Origin of the sequence: Leminorella richardii, assembly GCF_900478135.1 — a bacterium.
Classification (GTDB): Bacteria; Pseudomonadota; Gammaproteobacteria; order Enterobacterales; family Enterobacteriaceae; genus Leminorella; species Leminorella richardii.
On record NZ_LS483470.1, the window covers coordinates 809,687 to 831,540 of the forward strand.

At 52.9% G+C, this 21,854-nt stretch carries 19 protein-coding genes; 16 read left to right on the forward strand and 3 right to left on the reverse strand.

Translation table 11 applies throughout. From position 1 onward, the window contains the following. Positions 1-212: 212 nt before the first annotated feature. The 12 genes from DQM29_RS03780 (at position 213) to DQM29_RS03835 (ending at position 15,385) form a co-directional block, all read left to right on the forward strand. Positions 213-1,361: an efflux RND transporter periplasmic adaptor subunit gene (locus tag DQM29_RS03780; protein ID WP_170126481.1), complete on the forward strand. Its 1,149-nt coding sequence runs from the start codon at positions 213-215 to the stop codon at positions 1,359-1,361. Further along, positions 1,362-4,472 carry an efflux RND transporter permease subunit gene (locus tag DQM29_RS03785; RefSeq protein ID WP_111739380.1) on the forward strand — a complete coding sequence of 1,037 codons (3,111 nt, stop codon included), beginning with the start codon at positions 1,362-1,364 and terminating at the stop codon, positions 4,470-4,472. Next, positions 4,456-5,331 (forward strand): MipA/OmpV family protein, encoded by an 876-nt coding sequence (locus tag DQM29_RS03790; RefSeq protein WP_170126482.1) that lies wholly within the window; start codon positions 4,456-4,458, stop codon positions 5,329-5,331. The genes DQM29_RS03785 and DQM29_RS03790 overlap by 17 nt, the downstream gene beginning before the upstream one ends. A gap of 60 nt (positions 5,332-5,391) precedes the next feature. Beyond that, the gene (locus DQM29_RS03795; protein ID WP_111739382.1) at positions 5,392-5,790 is read left to right on the forward strand and encodes a helix-turn-helix transcriptional regulator; all 399 of its coding nucleotides are present in this window, start codon (positions 5,392-5,394) and stop codon (positions 5,788-5,790) included. 1,145 nt (positions 5,791-6,935) lie between these two features. Beyond that, positions 6,936-7,520, forward strand: coding sequence for a fimbrial protein (locus tag DQM29_RS03800; RefSeq protein ID WP_170126483.1), 585 nt, complete (start codon positions 6,936-6,938; stop codon positions 7,518-7,520). A gap of 115 nt (positions 7,521-7,635) precedes the next feature. Next, entirely contained in the window at positions 7,636-10,281 is a 2,646-nt protein-coding gene (locus tag DQM29_RS03805; protein ID WP_111739384.1) for a fimbria/pilus outer membrane usher protein, read from the forward strand. A gap of 58 nt (positions 10,282-10,339) precedes the next feature. Beyond that, the gene (locus DQM29_RS03810; RefSeq protein ID WP_111739385.1) at positions 10,340-11,092 is read left to right on the forward strand and encodes a fimbrial biogenesis chaperone; all 753 of its coding nucleotides are present in this window, start codon (positions 10,340-10,342) and stop codon (positions 11,090-11,092) included. 143 nt (positions 11,093-11,235) lie between these two features. Further along, a complete protein-coding gene (locus DQM29_RS18085; RefSeq protein ID WP_145960332.1) occupies positions 11,236-12,474 on the forward strand; it encodes a hypothetical protein in 1,239 nt (412 codons plus the stop codon). Between the two features lie 9 nt (positions 12,475-12,483). Further along, the gene (locus DQM29_RS03820; protein WP_111739387.1) at positions 12,484-13,596 is read left to right on the forward strand and encodes an LPS O-antigen chain length determinant protein WzzB; all 1,113 of its coding nucleotides are present in this window, start codon (positions 12,484-12,486) and stop codon (positions 13,594-13,596) included. 64 nt (positions 13,597-13,660) lie between these two features. Beyond that, complete coding sequence (locus tag DQM29_RS03825) at positions 13,661-13,891, forward strand: IS1/IS1595 family N-terminal zinc-binding domain-containing protein (protein WP_111739388.1); 231 nt, start codon at positions 13,661-13,663, stop codon at positions 13,889-13,891. Positions 13,892-14,178: 287 nt separating this feature from the next. Next, entirely contained in the window at positions 14,179-14,691 is a 513-nt protein-coding gene (locus tag DQM29_RS03830; RefSeq protein ID WP_145960333.1) for a hypothetical protein, read from the forward strand. A gap of 148 nt (positions 14,692-14,839) precedes the next feature. Continuing rightward, positions 14,840-15,385 carry a hypothetical protein gene (locus DQM29_RS03835; protein ID WP_111739390.1) on the forward strand — a complete coding sequence of 182 codons (546 nt, stop codon included), beginning with the start codon at positions 14,840-14,842 and terminating at the stop codon, positions 15,383-15,385. Between the two features lie 50 nt (positions 15,386-15,435). On the opposite strand, the gene DQM29_RS03840 is transcribed toward DQM29_RS03835, so the two are convergent. Next, positions 15,436-15,645 carry a tautomerase family protein gene (locus DQM29_RS03840; RefSeq protein ID WP_111739391.1) on the reverse strand — a complete coding sequence of 70 codons (210 nt, stop codon included), beginning with the start codon at positions 15,643-15,645 and terminating at the stop codon, positions 15,436-15,438. A 288-nt stretch (positions 15,646-15,933) separates the two neighbouring features. Between DQM29_RS03840 and DQM29_RS03845 the strand changes: the two genes are divergently transcribed. Beyond that, positions 15,934-16,467 (forward strand): hypothetical protein, encoded by a 534-nt coding sequence (locus DQM29_RS03845; protein ID WP_111739392.1) that lies wholly within the window; start codon positions 15,934-15,936, stop codon positions 16,465-16,467. A gap of 112 nt (positions 16,468-16,579) precedes the next feature. Here DQM29_RS03845 and DQM29_RS03850 read toward each other — a convergent pair whose 3' ends face one another. Then, on the reverse strand, positions 16,580-17,146 hold the full coding sequence (locus tag DQM29_RS03850) for a periplasmic heavy metal sensor (protein ID WP_111739393.1): 567 nt from the start codon (positions 17,144-17,146) through the stop codon (positions 16,580-16,582). Positions 17,147-17,259: 113 nt separating this feature from the next. Then, positions 17,260-18,174 (reverse strand): LysR family transcriptional regulator, encoded by a 915-nt coding sequence (locus DQM29_RS03855; protein WP_170126484.1) that lies wholly within the window; start codon positions 18,172-18,174, stop codon positions 17,260-17,262. A 345-nt stretch (positions 18,175-18,519) separates the two neighbouring features. Here DQM29_RS03855 and DQM29_RS03860 point away from each other — a divergent pair, with 345 nt between their 5' ends. Genes DQM29_RS03860 through DQM29_RS03870 form a run of 3 tightly spaced genes read left to right on the forward strand, consistent with a single transcriptional unit; the run spans position 18,520 to position 21,701 of the window. Continuing rightward, a complete protein-coding gene (locus DQM29_RS03860) occupies positions 18,520-19,485 on the forward strand; it encodes a hydroxyacid dehydrogenase (protein WP_111739395.1) in 966 nt (321 codons plus the stop codon). Positions 19,486-19,511: 26 nt separating this feature from the next. After that, on the forward strand, positions 19,512-20,210 hold the full coding sequence (locus DQM29_RS03865) for an RraA family protein (protein WP_111739396.1): 699 nt from the start codon (positions 19,512-19,514) through the stop codon (positions 20,208-20,210). 54 nt (positions 20,211-20,264) lie between these two features. Further along, entirely contained in the window at positions 20,265-21,701 is a 1,437-nt protein-coding gene (locus DQM29_RS03870; protein WP_111739397.1) for a DASS family sodium-coupled anion symporter, read from the forward strand. The last annotated feature ends 153 nt before the right edge of the window (positions 21,702-21,854 follow it).

Below are 21,854 nucleotides of genomic sequence, written 5' to 3' on the forward strand. Positions count from 1 at the left end.
AGAGCATGGAGCAATCAGTTCAGGCGATACTATTTTTATTATCAGTTCCATGCCCTGGCGATGGCAGTTGTTCAACTATTGAATTGCACAAATATTTCCTTAAGCAGCCTGACGTATTTCACTGATACAGGTCGAGTCTGTACATGCCTGTTTCTAGGTTCACTATTTTTGCCGCATGTGCACGAAAGGGCGCAATAAGGAAGTTAAACGAGATGAAAAAGCGATTAATGAATAAGGGAGTGCGGTTTTTTCATCGATGGATATGGCGCACCGCTTTAATACTAAGCGCGGCTTATGCAATACATTATGCAGCGGCACAGCAGACAGAGCCGACTTCAGCGCCTCCTGCCGTTGAGAATACTGCACTAACCGTTTCCACGCTGTCACCAAGGGCTATGACCTGGAGCCGTACCCTGCTTGCCACTGGCAGCATTGCTGCATGGCAGGAGGCTTTTATCAGTACCGAAGCTCACGGCGTCAGTATCACTAGCGTGCTGGTTGACGTGGGAGATGAGGTGCGCAAAGGCCAACTGCTGGCTGAACTACAGAGTCAGACTCTGTCTGCCGAGCTTGAGCAGGCAGAGGCGGAACTGCGTCAGGCAATCGCCCAGCGGGAAGAGGCCAGAGCCGACGCTCAGCGGGTGAATCGGCTGCAAACGTCCGCAGCAATCAGCGCTCAGCAGGCGACGCAGTACCGGGTGACTGAAAAAATAGCCAACGCTCGCGTTGCCGCGCTGGAAGCAAAAGTTAAGGCGGCGCGCTATCGGGTAGAGCAAACAAACATTGTCGCTCCAGACGACGGCACAGTAACAGAGCGCTTGGCGACGCTGGGGCACGTGGTGTCTTCCGGTGACGTGCTGTTTAAGCTCAATCGGCAAAACAGAATGGAGTGGCACGCTGAGCTTCCCGCTGACGATCTTGCCCTTATTCAGGCTGGGCAGCGCGTAACGCTGAGCATTGCCGAACTGGCTCCGGTAAACGGCCAGGTTCGCCAGATTGCACCCACGATCGACAAAAACACGCGTAATGGCCGGGTCTATATCGATCTGCAGCCGTCTTCAGTGGTTCGAGCGGGCTCGTTCGCGACGGGGAAGATTGTCGTTGGCCACTCGCAGGTTATTGCCGTTCCTGAGTCAGCGCTGCTGCTGCACGACGGCTATGCCTACGTTTTTCGTGTGAAGAATGAGAACCGCGTCCAGCGGATTCGAGTAGTGACAGGGGTGCGTCAAGAAGGCTGGGTAGCTATCACAGAAGGGCTACAGACTGACGATGTTATCGTTGCCGATGGGGGAACTTTTCTATCCGATGGTGACAGCGTCCGCATTGTTTCTCATCAAGATCGCAGTCTGGAGGAGAAGTAAATGAACGTTTCCTCTTGGTCGATTAGCAATCCTATTCCTGCCGTGCTGCTTTTTATGCTGCTGACCGTCATCGGGCTAAGCGCCTTTCAGCAAATGAAGATTCAGAACATGCCGGACGTGGAGCTGCCGGTGGTGACGGTGACGGCCTCGCTTCAGGGGGGCTCGCCGTCGCAAATAGAAAACGACATCGCGCGCAAGCTGGAAAATACCATTGCGTCAGTGCCCGGCGTGAAGCACATTTTTACCACGGTACAGGACGGTTCCGCCTCTGTTGCCGTCGAATTCCATATTGAAAAATCGCTACAGGACGCTATGGACGATGTCCGAGATGCGGTAGCGCGTATCCGGGCAGACCTGCCTGGGGATATGGACGAACCTATTATTTCCAAACTCGATCTGGCGGGTATGCCAGTGCTGGCTTACGCCGTACAGGCCGAAGGGATGGATGAATCGTCCCTCTCCTGGTTTGTTGATAACACCGTGGCCAGAACGCTGCTGAGCGTTAAGGGTGTTGGATCCATCTCTCGCGTAGGTGGCGTATCCCGGCAAATCAATGTCGATCTTTCTCCCGATCGGCTGTTAGCGCTGCAAATTTCAGCGGCTGACGTTTCTCGGCGACTGAGGTCAACGCAGCAGGAGGCTTCAGCGGGGCGTATCGACGCGTCGGCATCGGAGCATCGCGCCCGCACGCTGGCGACAGTGAAGTCGGCAGGGGAACTGGCGCACATGAATATTCTGCTGTCCGACGGGCGGCAAGTGCGGCTAAATCACATTGCCACCGTCAGCGACTCGGTTGCCGAGCAGCGCAGCGGAGCCTTCTTGAACGGGAAGCCGGTCGTTGCATTTGAGGTAGTTCGCACTAAGGGCGGCGGTGAAGTTGACATCATGCACGCTGTGCGTCAAAAGCTGGCTGAGCTGAGTGAGCAGCATCCGAATATTCACATTACTGAAGCCTTCAACTTCGTGGATCCGGTGGTTGAAAACTATGAAGGCTCTATGCAGCTGCTGTATGAAGGCGCATTTTTAGCCATTGTGGTGGTGTGGGGATTTTTACGCAGTTGGAGGGCTACGATGGTTGCAGCGGTTGCGCTGCCGCTGTCGATTATTCCGACGCTGGCCGTTATGCATGCCATGGGTTTTACCTTAAATACGGTGACGCTGCTTTCTCTGTCTCTGGTTGTTGGGGTGCTGGTAGACGATGCGATCGTTGAAATTGAAAATATCATGCGTCATCTGGCCATGGGGAAAACGCCTCTACAGGCTGCCAGAGAAGCGGCTGATGAAATCGGCCTAGCGGTCATTGCCACCACGTTCACTCTGATTGCCGTCTTTCTCCCTACCGCCTTTATGCCCGGCATTATTGGCCGATTTTTCATTCAGTTTGGCTGGACGGCGGCCATTGCGGTGTTTTTCTCACTGGTGGTTGCTCGGCTGCTAACCCCGATGATGGCGGCCTATTTGCTTAAGCCGACGACGCATGCCCATCGGCAGGCATCCTGGGAGCGCGGTTTTTCTCGGGCAGCTGACTGGTGCATGCAGCACCGGCTGAAGACATTAGCAATAGCCGGGGTCTTTTTCTTCGGCATTCTGATGGGATTAGGGCCAAATCTACCGACAGGCTTTATGCCCGCAGACGATCTATCGCAGACCCAGATTAACCTTAAGCTTCCTCCGGGTAGCAGCTACGGGCAGACGCTGGCGAAGGTTCAGCAGGCGGAAGCGATTGTTCGAGAAAACCCTCACGTACGGGATATTTATACCACTATTGGCGGCGGTTCCGCCGGAGGTAACGCCGGTGAGCAGACGGCAGCGGATCCTCGACAGGCGACGCTAACGCTGGCTCTGTCTCCAAGAGGGGAAAGGACAGGGGTAAGCAAACAGGAAATAGAGGCTCAGCTGCGTAAAAGTTTAGATGTGCTAACAGGGGTTCGTATGACGGTGGCGCTTGGCGGCACGACGCAGAATTACCAGTTGGCACTGACCGGAGAGGATGGCGATGCCCTCATTGCTTACTCTCAGAACGTTATTAGAGAGATGCGAGATATTCCCGGCATTGGCAACGTCATCTCCGATACTAGCCTGATTCGCCCGGAAATCATTTTCCGTCCGGACTTTGCCCGGGCGGCGGATCTGGGGGTAACAACAGAAAATATTGCCGATACGCTGCGCGTTGCCACGCTGGGTGACTACAGCCAGACGCAGGCAAAAATGAATCTGGAGCAGCGGCAGATCCCGATTGTCGTCAGGCTGGAGGAAAGCGCGCGGCAGGATCTGGCGCTGCTTTCTCGCCTTACAGTACCCGGTGCTAAGGGGCCGGTCATGTTGGCCAACGTGGCGAAGATAGAGGTCGGTGGCGGCATTGACAAGATCGAGCGCTACGACCGTCGGCGCACCGTCAATATTGATATCGAACTTAACGGCGTGCCGCTTGGTGATGTAGAGCAGCAGGTCGCCAATTTGCCCAGCATAAAACGCCTCCCGGCAGGAATGTACGTTAGCCCAGTGGGGGATGCTGAAATGATGGTGGAATTGATGACCGGATTTTCCCTCTCTATGGGTACTGGAGTGCTGTGCATCTTTATTGTGCTGGTTCTGCTGTTCAAAGACTTTCTACAGCCCGTCACGATCCTTGCTGCGCTGGTGCTGTCGATCCCCGGCGCGATCCTTTCACTGTTCTTGACCCAAAAATCACTCTCTATGCCGGCTCTGTTGGGGTTAATCATGCTGATGGGGGTGGCGACGAAAAACGCCATTCTGCTGGTGGAGTATGCCATTAAGGCACGATCAGAAACCTCTATGAGCAGAAAAGAAGCGCTGATGGACGCGGGGAAAAAGCGCACGCGCCCAATCGTGATGACCACTATCGCGATGGGAGGAGGGATGCTGCCCATTGCGCTGGGGATGGGCGCTGATTCCAGCTTCCGCTCGCCGATGGCCATCGTAGTTATTGGGGGGCTTATTACCTCGACGTTCCTGAGCCTGATAGTGGTTCCGGTCATTTTTACCTGTGTTGATGATGTACGGCTGTGGGGCAAGCGCGCTATCGCGCGCGTGCAGAGAGGCAGCTCGTCGTCTGAGCAAAAGGATATCACTCATGCTGCGCGACAGTAAGCGCGGCGACTCACCCTACAGTAAAGAGGATTTGATATTGAAATACGTTAAACGACACGGCTCACAGAGATCTTTTACCTGCCGCGCTCTGGCTTTAGGCGCACTGTTCTCGCTCTCTTGCGCTCAGGCGTGGGCCAACGCGTCGGTATCCGATACGCACGATTTGACGTTAGGCATTGGCGGCAGGCTGGCGCCGGAATACTCCGGTTCGGATAAGTCACAGGTTTCTCCAATACCCGTTATTCACTATCAGCACGCCAGCGGCTTCTTTGCCAGCACGCTTGATGGGCTGGGGTACAAAGGGGAAATTAGCCGGTTGACCTACAGCGCTGCGCTGTACTACCGAGAAGGACGGAAGGCTAAGGATCTTCGTGACTATCGAGGGAAGACCGGTCGTCTAAAAGGCATGGGAGACGTTGAGTGGTCCGCGACGGTGCAAGTTGGGGCAGGGCTCAAGCTGGGGGAATACGTTCACGTAAGCGCGATAGCGGATATGCCGGTGTCTGAAAGCGATAACGGCAACGCTCTCCAGATCGGCGCTGACGCCACTTTCTTGCAAACCCAGAGGCATCATTTGGCAGCCAACGCGGCGCTTCACGTTGGCGACAGTCGATACATGAAGACCTACTACGGCGTTAGCCATAAGCAGTCGTTACGAACGGGGCTTCACGGCTATACCCCTGATGCTGGGCTGTATGCGCTAAGTACTGAGCTAACCTGGACGTATAACGTTGCGTCAAACTGGCACGTTATCACTCAGGGTGGAGTGACCACGTTGGTAAGAGATGCCGCTAAGGGGCCTCTCGTTCAGCGAAAGACAGCGCCAACGGCCGGTGTGTATGTCACCTATGCGTTTTAATGCAGCGAATTTTTGTGACGATATGGCAAGACGTTATCGGGAAATAAGAAGGGAAAAGCTATGCGTAAAAAAGCATTTATTGCCTCACTGTTGGCCTGGATAGAGCAAAATCTGAATAGAGAAATCGCTATTCAGGAGATCGTCAATAAATCGGGCTATTCTAGATGGTATTTGCAAAGACTGTTTAAACAGGAAACAGGCTATTCGCTGCGCCACTATATTTTACTGCGCCGTCTGACGATGTCCGCTACGACGCTCTGCGAGGGAAATTCAGTGAGTATTACTGATATTTCTGAGCGCTATTACTTCAGCTCGCCGCAGTATTTCTGCCGCACCTTCAGAAAGCAGTTTGGCTACACTCCTTCTCAGTATCGGCAGCTAAATGCCGTTCAGCGACAGAACATTCCGGGATTAAAAACGGTTCCTGTGCTGTCTTCAGGGGCGCTGTTTATTCGCTGAGGAGCTGTAACGGAAATCACTACGAGAGTATAGCGCTTCATTTATCCATTTCTTCTACTGTTGTTCTATCAGGCGGGGGACGATCAGTTCCCCGTTCCCCGTTCCCTGCTATTACGCTATTAGACAGTCGCCTCGTTATCATTGGCCGGTATTCTGCGGGCTTTTTGTAATATTTATTTTGGCTTTAACAATCAATAACAGGCGCTATAGGCATTTGTTGCAGATCCTCCTCCCTTTGACACGATAGTGGAATAATAGAAAATTCGTCATCACAGAGATAGTTAATGATGTAATATAAAAATTTAATTTTGTATTTTATGTAACTATCATCAACTATTATTTAATGCTCTGAATGATAGATAACTAAAGGATTTATGGCAATATTTTATTGTTTTTATAAGTGTTCTTTTTTGCTTTGATGTGAGCGTTTTTATAAACACGCATATTGAGATAAATTATTTTCTGAAAAATAAGATATTGTTCTTAAAAATAAGTAGTAATAACCATGTTTTTACCGAATTGAATATTATTTTTCTTTTTTTTGTTTGTTTTTTAATTTAAAAAACCATTAATTTCGAATTGATTGGTTTATAAATCTATTAATAAAATTTTACACAGAATTATTGATCGTGTTTTAATGTTTTCAGTGAGTTTTAAGACTGAAAAAATCGTTATGGTTTGGTGAAACGGTTACACGGTCATTGCCTGTCCTTAATGATGGCCTATACGCAGTAGCCTATTCAGACTACAGCCGCTAGCTGCAAGGGATTACGGAGAAGTGGGTGTCTCTTGTTTATATATAAAGCTATCGTGGCATTTTTATTTTAAATGAGGCGTTGGGGCTACAGATAAACGTACTTATGCGCGCTCAGTGCTAATGGGTTAGAGAAAATATTCATTTTTCCACTTCTTATTGATGGGGGAAATAAGACTACACACGCGTTATAGGAATATATCGCGGTAAAGCATTCTCGTTCTATAAAAAATGAGGATATTCGCGCGAGCATGGGTGCCATTCGCTCTTGCGGGATCGGTGCGCCTATTGCTCACAGAACCAGTGAGGTAACCGTCCAAAAGTAAAGCACGTGGCAGGGCGGCCTACTTCAATTTAACCGACAGTTAATACTAACAATATGGAGTTTGTTATGAAGTTCAATCAGTATATTTTGGCCTCGGCCGTTATGGCAGCACTCGGCAGCACTGCCGTTAACGCCGCCGACGGCACCATCACCTTTAACGGTACCGTGACCGATTCCGCCTGTACCGCCATCGCCTCGGTGACGGCAGACGCGGTCTCCACCGGTACACCCATCAACGCCACGCTGACCCTGCCACCCGTGACCAGCACCGTGCTGAACGCCGCTGCAGGTACCTATGCAGGCCAAACGCCGTTCTCTATCCAACTGACCGGCTGCGAAGCCGCGACCGGACTGAACAACGTGCGGGCGCTGTTCACCACCTCCAGCGCCACCAGTGACGGCTACGTCATGGCTAACACCGCAGGAACGACGCCTGCCGCTAACGTGGGTATCGCCATCATGCGCCAGAACGGCACTACGCAAATCGACCTGAACAACGGTCCGGCCAAAGACCCGGGCGCAGCCCTGCCGGCCGCCGCCTCTCCGGGCCCTGTCACCCTGAACTACCAGGCCGCCTACAAGTCGCTGACCACCGGCGTCACCGCGGGTAACGTCACCGCGGCGGCCGACTTCGTTATCTCCTATTTCTAATCACCACCGGAAATAGCGAGAGCGCGTCGCGTTCATCATCGCAATAACCACCGGAGCTGTCGCCAGATGGCTCCGGTGTTCAAGGAAAGCAGCAGGGGACGGGAGAGCGTCAGACATGACCACACGACACGGACGCACAGCGGCCAGAACAACAATAAAAACCACGGTGACCGCAGCGGGCACGCTGTCTCTTCTAGCCTCGTCACTGCTTATCGCCTTCACCTCCAGCGCCTGGGCACAGGAGAGCGACAGCGACAGCGAGTTTGAAAGCATTTTCCTGCGCAAGGACAAAAACGGCGCTTCGCCGGACATCTTTCTCTACAAAAACGCCATCGCCCCCGGTATCAAGCGCGTCGAAGTGGTGGTCAACGACCGCGTGGCCGACGTCTATGACGTTCACTTTGTTGCCGACGCCCAAAGCGGCACGGTCATCCCCTGCCTCAACCGCAGCCTGTTGAAAGAGGTCGGCATCAAGACCGAGTTGTACGATGACTGGCAAACGTCGCTGAAAGATTCAGGCTTAGATTCAAACCCGGAGTCAATACCCGCCGTCTGCGACGACCTTGGGGAACGCATTCCCGCCGCCCGGGTATTCTACGACGACGCCCACCAGCGCCTGCGCCTGACCGTGCCTCAGGAGGCGGTCAACAGCCTGCGCTTTCAGATGATTTCCCCCAAGGAGTGGGACGACGGTACGCCCACCCTGCGCACTTCTTATAACGGCTACTTCTACCATTCGCGCCAGAAAAACAGCGGCAATAGTGGCGGCAGCGGCGGGCGGGATATTAACAACAGCGCCTTCGTCAGCCTGAACAGCACCGCCAGCCTGGGGCCGTGGCGAGTCTACAGTTTCGACACCTTTAACAAGAGTGCCAATCAGGGCTGGAAAACCAACCACGACCGGCTGTACGCCGAAAGAAACATTGCCGCCCTGCACTCAAAAGTCTCGGCGGGGGATATTTATACCTACACGCCGAGCAATATCATGGGGGTTATTCCCCTGCGGGGCTTTACCCTTCGCACCAACGAACGCATGCTGCTGGAGTCCCAGTTTACCTACGCGCCGGTGATACGCGGCACTGCCCGCACCAACGCCCGCCTGGTGGTGCGCCAGCGGGGCAACATCATCTACAGCCGCACCCTGACCCCGGGGCCGTTCGCCATTGACGACGTCTATACCGGTCAGGTGGGTGCTGACCTCGACGTGACGGTAGAAGAGACTGACGGCAGCGAGCAGACGTTTTCGGTGCCCTATACTTCACTGCCCAATATGATACGCCCCGGCGCCTTTCGCTACAGCCTGTCGGTGGGGGAGTACCGCGACGACCAGGCGGACAAGCCGATAATGGGGGCGCTGAGCGTTGAGCGGGGGTTTGAAGCTTTTACCCTGAACGTCTCAGGATTAGGGTCGGACAGCTACCAGTCGCTGGCCGCGGGGGCGGCCTGGAACATCGGCAACATCGGCGCCTTCTCGCTGGACGTCGCTCAGGCCAGATACGTCTATGACCGGGTCAACGGCCTGTATGACAAAGAGACCAGGAACGGCACTGCCGTGCGCCTGCTGTACGCCAAGCAGTTTGATACTACCGATACCGGCCTGCGTATCCTCGGCTACCAGTACCGCTCCGAGCACTTTCTGTCGTTCTCCGAGTTCAACAGCCGCAACTACCACCGGGGCGAGCGCTATGACAGCGACTACGAGGACGGCGACAGTCTGTGGAACAAGCGTCGCCGCAGCCGCCTTGAGGTTAACGTCAACCAGGGGATGCAGGAGTACGGCAACCTCTACCTGACCCTGAGTCAGGACCGCTACTACGGCACGTCGGAGAAATCCACCTCGGCGTCCGGCGGCTACGGCTTTCTGATTGGGCCTGCCAACGTCAGCCTGTCCTACACCTACAGCAAAAACGGCAAAGGGGACAACGACAACTCGCTTAACCTCGGGGTCAGCATTCCCCTGCGCTGGGGCGAGCGGGAGCGCAACTACAACTCGGTCAACTACAACCTGACCCGCAACCGGGACAACCGCTACAGCCAGTCGGTCGGGATATCGGGCAGCCAGCAGGACAGTCCGCTGTCCTACAGCCTGAACGTGCAGAAGGACTACAAAGACAAGTTCAGCGAATCCGCCTCGCTGGGCTACAACGCCAACCTGGCCACCCTGAACACGTCGGTCAGCCACAGCAGCCATTCAGACCAGTTTTCTGCCGGGATGGCCGGCGGGCTGGTGCTGTACAAGGGCGGCGTCATTCTGGCGCCGAGAATGGGCGACACCATTGCCATTATCGAAACGCCCGGGGCGTCCGACATCGGCGTGTCGGGTAGCCAGAACAAGACCGACTACTTTGGTCGGGCGGTGGTCAACTACCTGAGCCCGTACCGCTACAACACCGTGAGTTTAGACACCACCAACGCCCCCACCACGGAGCTGAAGGAGTCCAGCCGCAAGGTGGTGCCAACGGAAGGGGCGGCGGTACTGCTGCGCTTTGCCACCCGCGTTGGTCGCAGAGCCATGGTGATTGTGCAGGGGCCGCACGGTGTGCCGGTGGGCGCCATTGTGACGGTAGACGGGCAGGACGAAGAGGCGGGCATTGTCGGCAACGGCGGGCTGGCCTACCTGACGGGACTGGACGCGCGGCGGGACGAGACGCTGACGGTGTCCTGGGGACGAGACCAGCAGTGCCGGTTTACCCTGCCGAAGCTGCCGGAGGGGGACAGCGAGTCCCAGTGGCACACCAAAATCCCGGTGGACTGCCGCTAGTTTATCGATTTACACAACGAACAACGCCATAAAGAACAGACGTAAAGGAAACGCGAACATGACGCTTTTGACCCACCTGAAAACTTTCAAGCGCGGTGCGCTGGTTGCCTCAGCGCTAGGAATCACCCTGCTGTCAGCCCAGACCTACGGCGCTGTGCGCCCGCAGCTGACCCGAATAGTCGCCTACGCCGAGGACAAGGAAACGCCCATCGAGGTGGTGAACGAAAGTCAGGAGACCTACCTCATCCAGTCGTGGCTGGAAGACCTGAAGGGCAACGAGAACGGTCTGCCGCTGGTGCTGACGCCACCGGTAATGAAAATCGGCGGCAAGCAGGAGGGCAAGCTGCGCTTAGTCGTGCTGCCGGGGGAAATCCCGCAGGACCGGGAATCGGTGTACTGGCTGTCGATACAGGAAATCCCGCCCAAGGCCAAGGACGGGGGCGACAACAAGCTGGTGCTGGCTATCCGCAGTCGGCTGAAGGTGTTTGTGCGCCCGAAAGGATTGGACGGCACGAAGGCGTCGGACGCGGTGAAGTCATTGAGCTGGTCGGTGGAGCGCGAGGGTGGCGAGGTGTGGCTGAAGGCCACCAACCCCACGCCGTACCACGTGAGCTTCGGCAAGCTGGAGCTTAAGGCCGGCGGTGCGAAAGGTATAACGCTGGAAGACAAAATCCAGATGCCGCCGCCGATGGGCAGCCAGCGCTACGCGGTGCCGAAGAGCCTCAGGGGCAAGTCGGTGACGTTAACCTACAGCGGGGTGAACGACTACGGCGGTGAGACTGAGGTGTTGAGTACGGGGGTGAAATTGTGAAATTCAGACATATCATTATCCCTTTCGTAATGGCTGTTACGTCTCTTATGGGGATGACCGGTAGGTTAAGCGCTCAGACTTATAGTTACAGTTACACTTGGGCTGACCCTAATAACTGTCCACAGTTATCTGGCTCAGCTACTGTGCCAAATCCAAATTTCGGAAAAAATGCGGGGTCTTGTACGTTCACATATCCAACCAATAAGCCGTTTACTCAGGCGAAAACGCTGATTGTCGATAACCATTTACCAACTGGCTCTGTTCTTTACGCCTGGGATTATAATGATTTTCTACCCAACTTTGGCTGGTCCTGCACGAGTTCGGGAATTAGTCAATGTGCAAATACCGTCAAGTCTAATGCAGGTATAACCACTTTCAATCCTTCATTTTCTCTATCAACAAACCTTGTGCAAAGTGGAACACAGCTATCTTCCGGAATCTATAAAACTTCAATAGAGGGGATTGGCGTAAAATTGTATATGAAAGTTTCGGCGAATACTTCGTATGACAGAGGTTCCTGTAATTATGGCACGAGTGTTATAAGTACATATGATAATAGTGGATACATAAGTAATCCAATTCCAGGGAATGAAATAGTACTGGGATACAGCAACTCCATTAGCGCCAATCTAGGTAACCTTACGACATACTGTGTTAATAATACAAACGCCAATGTACCAGCCAGAGTTTTGCATTCATTAAAAGGGCAAGCAAGCTATTCGATCAGAGCCGAACTCATAAAAACGGGTGATATTACGTCTTATGGGGCGTTAAGCGTTATAGGGGCTGATGCCGGCACGACAACAGTGACTATAACTGGGCAGAGTCCAGTCAATCCGGGAGCTTTGCTCAGTGGGAATGCTATCACGATACAACCCGTTGCGTGTCGACTGCGTGGGGCGACGGATTATCAAATAAGTCTGGGTCGTTGGGTAAATTTGGCGTCGAACTCAGTTCAGCCTAATGTCAGCCTACCTTATACAGGAAATATCGAACCTATCAATCTTAAGCTAGAGTGTTCTGGTAAGCTCGACAATGTCGAATTCAGCTTCCAGGACACAGGTTCATCCCCCCTTACTAACCGTAATATTAGCCTCTATGACAGTATTGGAGGCCAATCTATTGATGGGCTAGAAGTCGAAATGCTCTATAACGACACACGACTGAATGTGCATAAAATAGGGGAAGCCGTCACCACCTACAAAACTAATACTGGTGCTCATGGCAGCATAAAAACCAATACGCAAGACTTCACCTACAACAGCCAAAGCCAGGCTCAGTTCGGCGCCCGCTTTATCCAGCGCAGCGCCATTAAGCGCAACGGCGTGGCCTATACCGGGCCCGTTACCGGCAAGGTCAATATGTTCGTGACCTACCATTAGGTAATACGCATGGCTATGGACAACAGCGACATTCTACCGCACGGCCGCTATTCATCATCACGCAATGATGAGATCGATCTGATTGCACTGATCCTGCTGCTGTGGCGCGCGCGGCGGTGGATATTCACCAGTATTGCCTTGTCGCTCATACTGGCGGCGGGCTACCTGTTCATCACCCCGGCACAGTGGGTCGCCACGTCGTACGTAACGGCTCCTCGCCTCGCGGGATTCAGCGAATATCTGGCGCAGCGGCGCGCCGTCTCGCTGGTATTGGATCTCAGCGTGACCCCCGAGGAGATCTCCAGCAGGCTGTTTGGCCACTTTACCGCTACTGCACGCCGCCCTAACGAAAAGCACGCCTACCTCGCCAGCACCGACTATTTTCAGGCGCAGACTCAGGGGCTGGATGAGAAAGAGACTCGCCGTCGCCTTGAGCTGATGGCCGAGCGGGAGCTGCTCGTCATAACGCCGGATGAGAAAAGGCAGATACCGTACTTCGTGATTGAAGCCAGAGCCGACTCGCCGGACACTGCCAGAACGCTGATGGCGGGCTACGTTGACTATATCAATCACCGAGTGCTCCAGCAGGATGAAGACGAATTCCAAAACCGCGTCGAGGCTCTGGTGGCTGCTCGCCAGAAGGAACTGGCGGATATCGAGTTCAGCCTGCAAACCCAGCACGATAATCAGCTTAAGGAGCTCAACCGGGCGCTGGACGTCGCCCGGCAGGCGGGGATCACCGACTACTACACCCGCTCCGCAGAGCAGGGAGGGACCAAAATCGAGCTGGCCAACAGTGTGCATAAATACATGCTGGGGGAGAACTACCTGAATGCGGAAATCAGCGCCCTGAAAAACGGCTCCAGAGTCTATCCGGCTCGCTATCACGATATCCAGCGTGAACTGCACATTTTGGCACCGCTGCTGAAACAGAACGCGACGGACAGCGCGCACTGCTACCAGTTTACGCTGGATGCCTCAGTGAAAAAGGAGCGACCGAAAAGCCTGTTGATCCTGATGTTGGCGGTGCTTCTCGGGGGAATGGTGGGCGTCGGTATTACGCTGGTGCGACACGCGCTGGCACAGTATGACAGCAGGGGGGCTGCAAGCCTGTTGCGCTGAGCAAACGTTGCACAAGGAACTATCAAAACAGAGTGGCAGCACTGTCTAAAAGGAGAAATAGGTCATGTTTAATAAGAAAATCCCTTGCCGATACTGCACAAGAACGCATACGGTGAAGAAGCACGGCACGGCTCGTTCAGGCTACCAGCGATACTGGTGTAATCACTGCCGGCGAACCTTTCAGATGAAGTATATCTATTCGGCCTACCGGCTGTATGTGGAAGACGCTGAAGTGTTCAAACAGCAACAGGCTCTAGAGCAAGGGCGGAAGGAAACTGAAATATATTCCGCTTAAGCCATCATAACGGTCTGAATGCGCGTTTAATATTTTTTATATCACGGTGTCTATTTAGCTAAGGCGGCTTTACACATTCTGGACAAACGGCGGGGCCTAAGTCCGTGATAGGATAACTAATGGCATTTTAAGTGAATAAATATCAATTGGTTATATTTTCTCGGCGTTTTTACGACAAAACAGGATGTTATAGCGGCCTTTTATTTTTTTAGGATCTTTGGGTGTTACAACGCTTTTATATCGGTCTGTAGTTACAGGGAAAGCGCCGGACGATAGGCGAGAAGACAATGGCCACTACTCTATATTATTGTGATTTAAATGGAATTTGTATGTACTCTATCGGAGCTGGAGTGGCTGCGCTGGCGATATTAATAGTACTGGCGCATAAAGGTCTTTTTCAGCAGAAAGGCAAGCGCGGCGGACAAAAACAGGCGCCTTCCGATAAGGTTTATTCACTGCAAACCAACGGTCAATCTTATTCCCACGATGAGATAAGCGCTGCCTTAATTAAGGATATTTTAAGCGGCCTCAGCGCGGACTATTGGGATTTTATCACTATTACTCCCTGTGACCCCATTAACGGCAGCACGTTTATTCAGGTTGGCGCGCCTGATTCAATAACCCATTTTGACTTGACGGTAGAAGTGGGAGTTAGGGATGAACGCCCCGGCTGTACAATATATAAATACTACACAAAAGACAGAGAGCTTATTCTCCGATTCCTTCTGGATTACTTTGAGCGGCAAGAAACGCCGGATATTTCCCATTGGGAAAAATATTTTATTGAAATCAAAAAGTAGGTAATACAGAAATATTGTGCAGTGAACGTTGCGACACGCCTTTAATTTAAAAGGATTAATAGGAGACAGAATGTGAGTGACTATCAGTTTACTAAATTCCGCCTAAAGAGATGCGGTTTGCTTCATTACACCATCAGGGGCGTGTGAAATGATAACTAAAAAACTCGCGTTGACTCACGCTGGTCATCATATTGAGTTCTGTATTGTCTTTAACCCTTTTCGGCTGGCAAGCCATGAGACACTGTCAGTAGACGGGCAGGTGATTGCCAAATCGGATCCTTCAAGAAACCGAGTGCAGAGCAGGCTCACGGAGGATTACGCCTTCAAAGGCGTGACTCAGCATATTGTCGCGACATCTGCGCCGATGAAAGGCGGATTAAAACAGGGGCTACAGGTTTACATCGATGGTCAATTTATTGGCGGAGATAAAGAGCTAGTGATTGCAGAGACTAAAGAGAGCAATCATTCACAGTCTGAGGCGGTTCAAAAAAAGAGCGGTATTCGATCTTTTAGCATCATAAAAGTATATGGGGTGATTCTACTCATGTTTCTTTTAGCGACGATCAGAAGCGAGGGAACCGGCTTTTTACGCACTATGTACATTGACGATCTTTTCTTTTTTCTGGCGATCCCCGCGGTTATTACGGCAATGTATTTTGTTGGGATGAGCGTGCTAAAAAGGATATTTAGCTAGACATGGCCGCTTAAATAAGGCGCCGCGAGGCGCCCTGAGCCAGATGAGACTTAACCGGCTTCCTGTCTGCGCTGAGTTGTGGTTTTCCCTCCGACGCCCCAGTTATCCATATCTACTTCATCAATAATAACGACAGTCGTTGCCGGATTCTTATTCAGCACTCTGACTAACAGGTCAGTGACTCCGCGGATAAGTTCACTTTTTTGCTCAGGCGTCGGCGCTTCCGCACCTCCGGTAACTTTTATATTTACGTAGGGCATTTTTATTCTCCTGATTTATGTATGTGTACTGCCTAATTTAGCGAAAAAAACGTTAACCACAAGTCAATAACGCGGTGTGGCATCGAATGTTTTTTACCCGTCAGCCAATACTGACGCCTTGGGCAGAATATTCCATCGCGTTTTCTAACTTTACTCATTGTAGATAAAAGGCAGGGGCAGCGTGCGTGTTAGGATCCGTCCCGCATGTAGCATCTTTTTTAAAAGCCGCTTTTCCCAGTGGCGAGAATTATTAGGACGATAATTTCTACTCTTTCAAGAGGGACCGAGATGAAGATAAGAACGTTATTCAGTGCAGCGCTGGTGCTTTTTACTCTTGTGGGAACCGGCTATGCCGAAGCAAAAACTGAAAAGGTATTAGGGGGAAAAGCGCGCATCACGCTTCCCAGTGGATATGAGAAATTGTCCAGCAGCGCGCTGAGAAAAGCCTACCCTGGCTCAGATCGGCCAAAAGAGGCCTGGTATCTGGACGGCCAAGGCGGTAAAGCGCTGATTTCGTTTAGCGTGTTTGAAATGAGAGGACAAAAAATTAACGAGTCGCATCTGGCAACGATAGCCGATGGGATGAGAGAAGAGCTTGAACCCTACTCGCCGACGATGCGAGAGGGGAGAGTCAACGGCCGCAAAGTCGTATGGCTAGAGGTAAAGGCGCCGAGTGGACGAGGATCTGAAAGGAAGAACATGGTGATGCTAGTCTCTGCGTTTCAGGGGAAAATGCTGGTTACGTCGCTGATGATCGATAAAGATAATAACGGTAGGCACCTCAGAGCGGGCAAGAGCGCATTGGGCACGCTGTCCTATTAGCTATAGCGCCTGAAAGAGCCCGAAATCGCGTCCGTCGCGAAATAAACAGAAAGGCCGCGACCCAAAATATGGTGGGTCGTGGCCTTTTAGGCTTAGATTGAATGTAAAAGAACTACTGGCAGCAGCCTTTTTTACCCTTCTCGCCGTGCATGCCCATACCCATGCCCATAGCACCAGGCATTCCGTGTTCCATCATCGGGATACCCGCTTTTGCCATTTGGATATCCATATTGACGCGAAGCTGCTCGATTTCACTGCGAACTGCGCTGATTTCTTTACTGATCGTCTGGAGCTTCTGCTCATCAAGAGGAACGGCGGTCAGTGCTGCCTTGTACTCATAGCCCTTTGACGTCAGCTTTTGACGAAGCGGCGCGGTAGCTGCGCGAAAGTCTTCATGCGCCTTGGTCAGCAGTGCCTGCTGTTCTGGCGTAAACTGGCTCATCATGCCTTTGGGGCCGCCCTTCATGCCTTTCGAGCCGCACATCATTCCGCCTTCTTGGCCGTGCGAACCGTGTCCAGCCATCATTGGCGGAGCTTCTGCCGCTGCGGCAGGAGCTTCAGTTTGTGCGGGCTGCCCGTGCCCCATGGCGGCGTGGTCGTGACCCGGTGCGGCAGAGGCGCCGAACCCAAGAGCGGTAAGGGAAAGCAGGGCGGCGAGAGCCGTTTTTTTGATTTGCATAAAAATTCCTTCTCGTTGTAGGTAGAGGATATTGTTGTGATAAATATTATACCGCAGGGGTTACATCATAAAGCGTCTTCTTTATGGCAAAAACGACAAAAACCTGCAGCGGGCTAAAACATTTCCGCGCCTTTCTCTCTGATCAGCTGTATTAGCTTTTCGGTAATGGGGGAGGGCTGTCGGTCTTTCAGCCTGCCTAGAATAAAGTGGCGAGAGTTAGTGGTGCCCGCCAGCGGGATCTCTTTCAGCTGTCGGTAGGCCACGCCGCCTTTGGTGAGATTGCGTCGAGGAATAAACCCTAGCAGTTCCTCGTTGGCTGTGAGGATCTTCGGCATCAGGCGCGATGACGATGTCTCTATCTGAACCTGCGGCGGCGGCAGGCCACGGCTGATAAAAAACTGATCTATCCAGCTGCGGGACGCCGTGTGCTTGCCGGACAGCAGCCACCGGTACTGAACCAGATCTTCCGGCGTAATTGACTTGACGCCTTTACTGAACAGAGGGTGCTGGCAGCTGGCCACCAAAACGACGGCGTCGTCGATAATGGGATAAACGATGGCGTTTTCATAGTTGATGGTTTTGGTCACCAGAATAATGTCTAGCTGGTAGTTTTCCAGATTGTCCCAGAGGTAGTCGTTAACACCGGGAACGATTTCCAGCGTAGCCAGCGGGTTTTCGGCTAAGAACGTCTGGCACAGGGTTGGGATCAGGTACTCTGCTACTGTAGGTACGCAGCCGATGCGGATTTTACCCGAAACGCCCCGCACGTAGTTCTCTAGATCCTGCTCGGTTTGATCCATAAAGAAGCACAGCTTTCTGGCTCTCTCCCGCATGATTTCCCCCGCCGCCGTCAGCGTAACGCCGTGTCCGCTTCGTGCAAGCAGCGGCGTTCCCACTTCGTCCTCCAGCCGCTGAATACACTTCGACAGCGCTGGCTGCGAGCGACCAATGCGCTCAGAGGCCTGACCGAGGCTACCCTCTTCAGCAATGATGTAAAAAAATTTTAAATCGCGGATATTTAGGTTCATGACTCTTCGGCGCCTTTTATCGTTCATCCCTAGACGACATAGTAAGGTAATGCCGTTTGCTTTTTTATTGACCTGACGGCGAAAAATCGCATTTTTTTATTGCCATATCGATGGCAAAAACGGCCGATAAGTGTGAAGTCGACCGGAAATGCAGAGTGGTGCTTTGCTATAAAAAGAACAGGTCAAAATATCTAATTGATTGTATTTAAATATAATTAATTGATTCTTGGGAGTTGGCTTCTCTACCATAAAAAGTTATTGCCGCTATCAATATTATTGTCTGTCTCTTCCCCCTCTCCCTGCGCTAAAAATCTCCCAACCAAAAAATGGAGAGAGGAGAAGAGAATGAGCTTTACCGTACTGATGACGGCTCCAAAGCTTGCGCCAAAGGGCGTGAAAAAGCTTTCTGAGGCTGGCTGTCGAGTTATCTACGTAGATAACCCTAAAGATCCAGACGCGGTTTACCGCATTTTATCCACTGAGCCAGTGGACGCCGTTATTTCCCGCACGCTGGATCTGACGGGAGAGGCGATTCGCGCCTGTCCAACCCTGAAGGTCATCACCAAGCACGGCGTCGGTGTAAGCAATATTGACGTCGACGCGGCGACGCAAAGAAACATTCCCGTTTTGGTGACGCCCGGCACTAACTCCCAGTCAGTTGCTGAACTTGCGCTGGGGTTGATGCTGGCGGCGGCAAGGCGGATAGCCCTGTATGACCGAGATCTGCGAGCCGGGAACTGGAGCCGTTCTGGCGATGGTCAGCAGCTAAGCGGTCGCACGCTGGGGCTGGTCGGCTTTGGGCAGATCGGGCAAACGCTGGCGACCTTTTGCATGGCGATTGGCATGAAGGTAGTGGCGTACGACCCCATGATGAAGCAGAGCCCGGTTGAAGGAGTGACGCTAATCGATGAACTCCCCGAACTGCTGCGTCAAAGCCAAGTGCTAAGCCTTCACTGTCCGCTGCTGCCCTCGACGAAAAACCTGATCGATGAACAGGCGCTGTCGCTGCTGCCGGACGGCGCCATTCTGGTTAACACCGCCAGAGGGCCGCTTATCGACGAAAGCGCCATGGTCGCTGCCCTGCAAAGCGGCAAGCTGGCGGGCGCAGGTCTGGATACCTTTGTCAATGAACCCCTGAGCGCCAGCGATGCAATTGCCTCTATGCCGACGGTTGTTATGACGCCGCACGTCGGCGGCTCGACCCCCGATGCGCTAGAGGCGATGGCCGCTCACGCGGCAGACAACGTGCTTCGCTTCCTTAACGGTGAGCCTCTGGCGCCGACGCTGTGCGTCAATCACTTAATCAAATAACCTTTACTATCTACTGGAGAAAGACCATGTCTATCGGATTTAGAGTATTTACCCAACGTGAACTTCCCGCTGCCGAAGTGGTTGAAGGTTTTAAAACTATTCCTGCTGCAAACATCGCCGACTGTATGGGGCGGCTGAGCGCCATGAGCTGCCGCATCCGCCGGATGACCGAGCCGACGGAACAGAATATGGTCGGCGTTGCTTTGACGGTTAAGGCGCGCCCCGGCGACAACCTGATGATGCACAAGGCGTTAAACATGATTAAGCCCGGCGATATTCTGGTGGTTTCCAACGAGGGGGACAACAGCCAGTCGCTGATGGGAGAAATTATGGTGGCCTATGCGAAGTCTCAGGGAATTGCCGGCATCGTGCTGGACGGCCCGATGCGCGATCTTGACACCATATATTCCATGGGCGTTCCCGTATATGCTACCGGCCATACCCCTGGAGGGCCTTACAAAGAGGGTCCGGGTGAGGTCAACGTCCCCATCGCCTGCGGCAATATTCACGTCATGCCTGGCGATATCATTGTCGGCGACGGCGATGGCGTAATCGTTATTCCTAAGCACGATGCGGCAAAACTGCTGGAAGAAGCGCGTAAGTTTTCAGCCAATGATCATGCAAAGCTAGTGGCAGCCCAAACGGGGCAGGCAGAGCGCGGTTGGGTAGATAAATCGCTAGCAGCCAAGGGCTGTGAAATTATTGACGCGGTTTATCCCGGCTGATCCTAACGCTGCCGACCGCGAAAGTGGTCGGCTCTCTTAAAGAGGCGAATAATAATGACAGAAAAAATAAAAGACTCTTCATTTAAGAAGCGGTGGGGAATACCGCTGGCGCTGTTGGCCATGGTAGTGACCTATATGCTTCTTTTGGAAGGGCCAGCCACGGCTGGACTATCTACGGAAGGGCGACATGCGCTGGTGCTGTTCGCTGGGATCTTTATCCTGTTTTTAACCGAGCCAGTGCCAATTGTTGTGTCCAGTTTGCTTATTGTTCCGGCTGCGGTGCTGTTTAAGGTGTGTAACCTGAAGATGGCGCTGTCCGGCTTTTCGTCATCGTCAGCCTATCTGCTGGTGGGCGCTTTTATCATGGCGGTGGCGCTGACGAAAACGCGGCTGGCAGAAAGGATCACCTTCTTAATTTTGAAAGTTACCGGCAGCAGCGTGCGAAACCTGACGCTGGGGGTGACTATTGCCAACATCGTGCTGGCGTTCTTTATTCCCTCTTCAACACCGCGAGTGGCGATCCTGTTGCCTATCTGCCTTAACCTGATTGCGCTGTTTAAAGAAGAGGGAAGAACGAAATTTGCGGTAAACCTGCTGTTCACGATGTCTTTCACTAACTCGACGATCAGCGGCGGCATTTTGACGGCAAACCTGCCTAATCCAATAACCGTTGAGTTTATCCATAATGCCAGCGGGCAGGTGATCTCCTATCTGGATTTCCTGATCGTTGGCTTCCCTCCGGCGTTAATCATGACGTTTATCACTTGGCTATACCTTCAGTTTGCCTACCCGCCGGAGCAGTCTCACATTCCCGGTGGTGAAAAGCTGATTAAGGAAAGTCTGGAGGGAATGGGGAAAATGTCCCCCGCAGAGTGGAAGACACTCTGTATCTTCCTTGGGGTGGTGTTCCTCTGGGTGACCGGTGAGTGGCTGGGGATCGATTCAACCACCGCCTGCCTGCTGGGAGCCTGTCTGCTGTTTTTCCCGAAGCTGGGGGTGATCAGCTGGTCTGAAGCCAACAAGGGTGTTTCGTGGCAGGTGCTGTTTATCTGCGGTGGCGGCGTGAGCATGGGGGCAATTCTGATGAAAACCGGTGCTGCCGAGTGGATCTCCATGCTCATTTTCAATCATCTCGGGCTGTCGACACTGTCTACCGTGGCGCTGATTATCGTCGTGCTGGTGGTAGTCCAGTACCTACACGTTTTCTTTGTTGGCACCACGGCGATGGCTGCCGCGATGTTGCCGGTGTTGATTGGCATCGCTACCGCAGCGGGTCTGCCACCGGCCATGCTGGCCTTACCGGGGGGAATGATTATCGGCGCCTATCCGCTGCTGATGTTCTATAACACCATTCCCGGTGTGCTGGTCTATGGAACAGGTAAAGTGGTTATCAGTGACTATCCGCGCGTTGGTATTGTGCTGTGCGGCATTGCTTGCCTGATTTATGCGCTGTGCGCCCTGTTTTACTGGCCGCTGCTGGGTATCTTCTAGCGTTTAAAAGCGCCGCTCTGCGGTGCGTCTATCACTTCCCTTCGAGAGGCGGCAGTTCAGAGTTTGAACGCTGCCTCATTTTTCCTACCGACCTTGGCCTCGGCGGTTCGCCAGCGGAATTGACTTGATGATAAACTGAGCGGCATCGTTCGC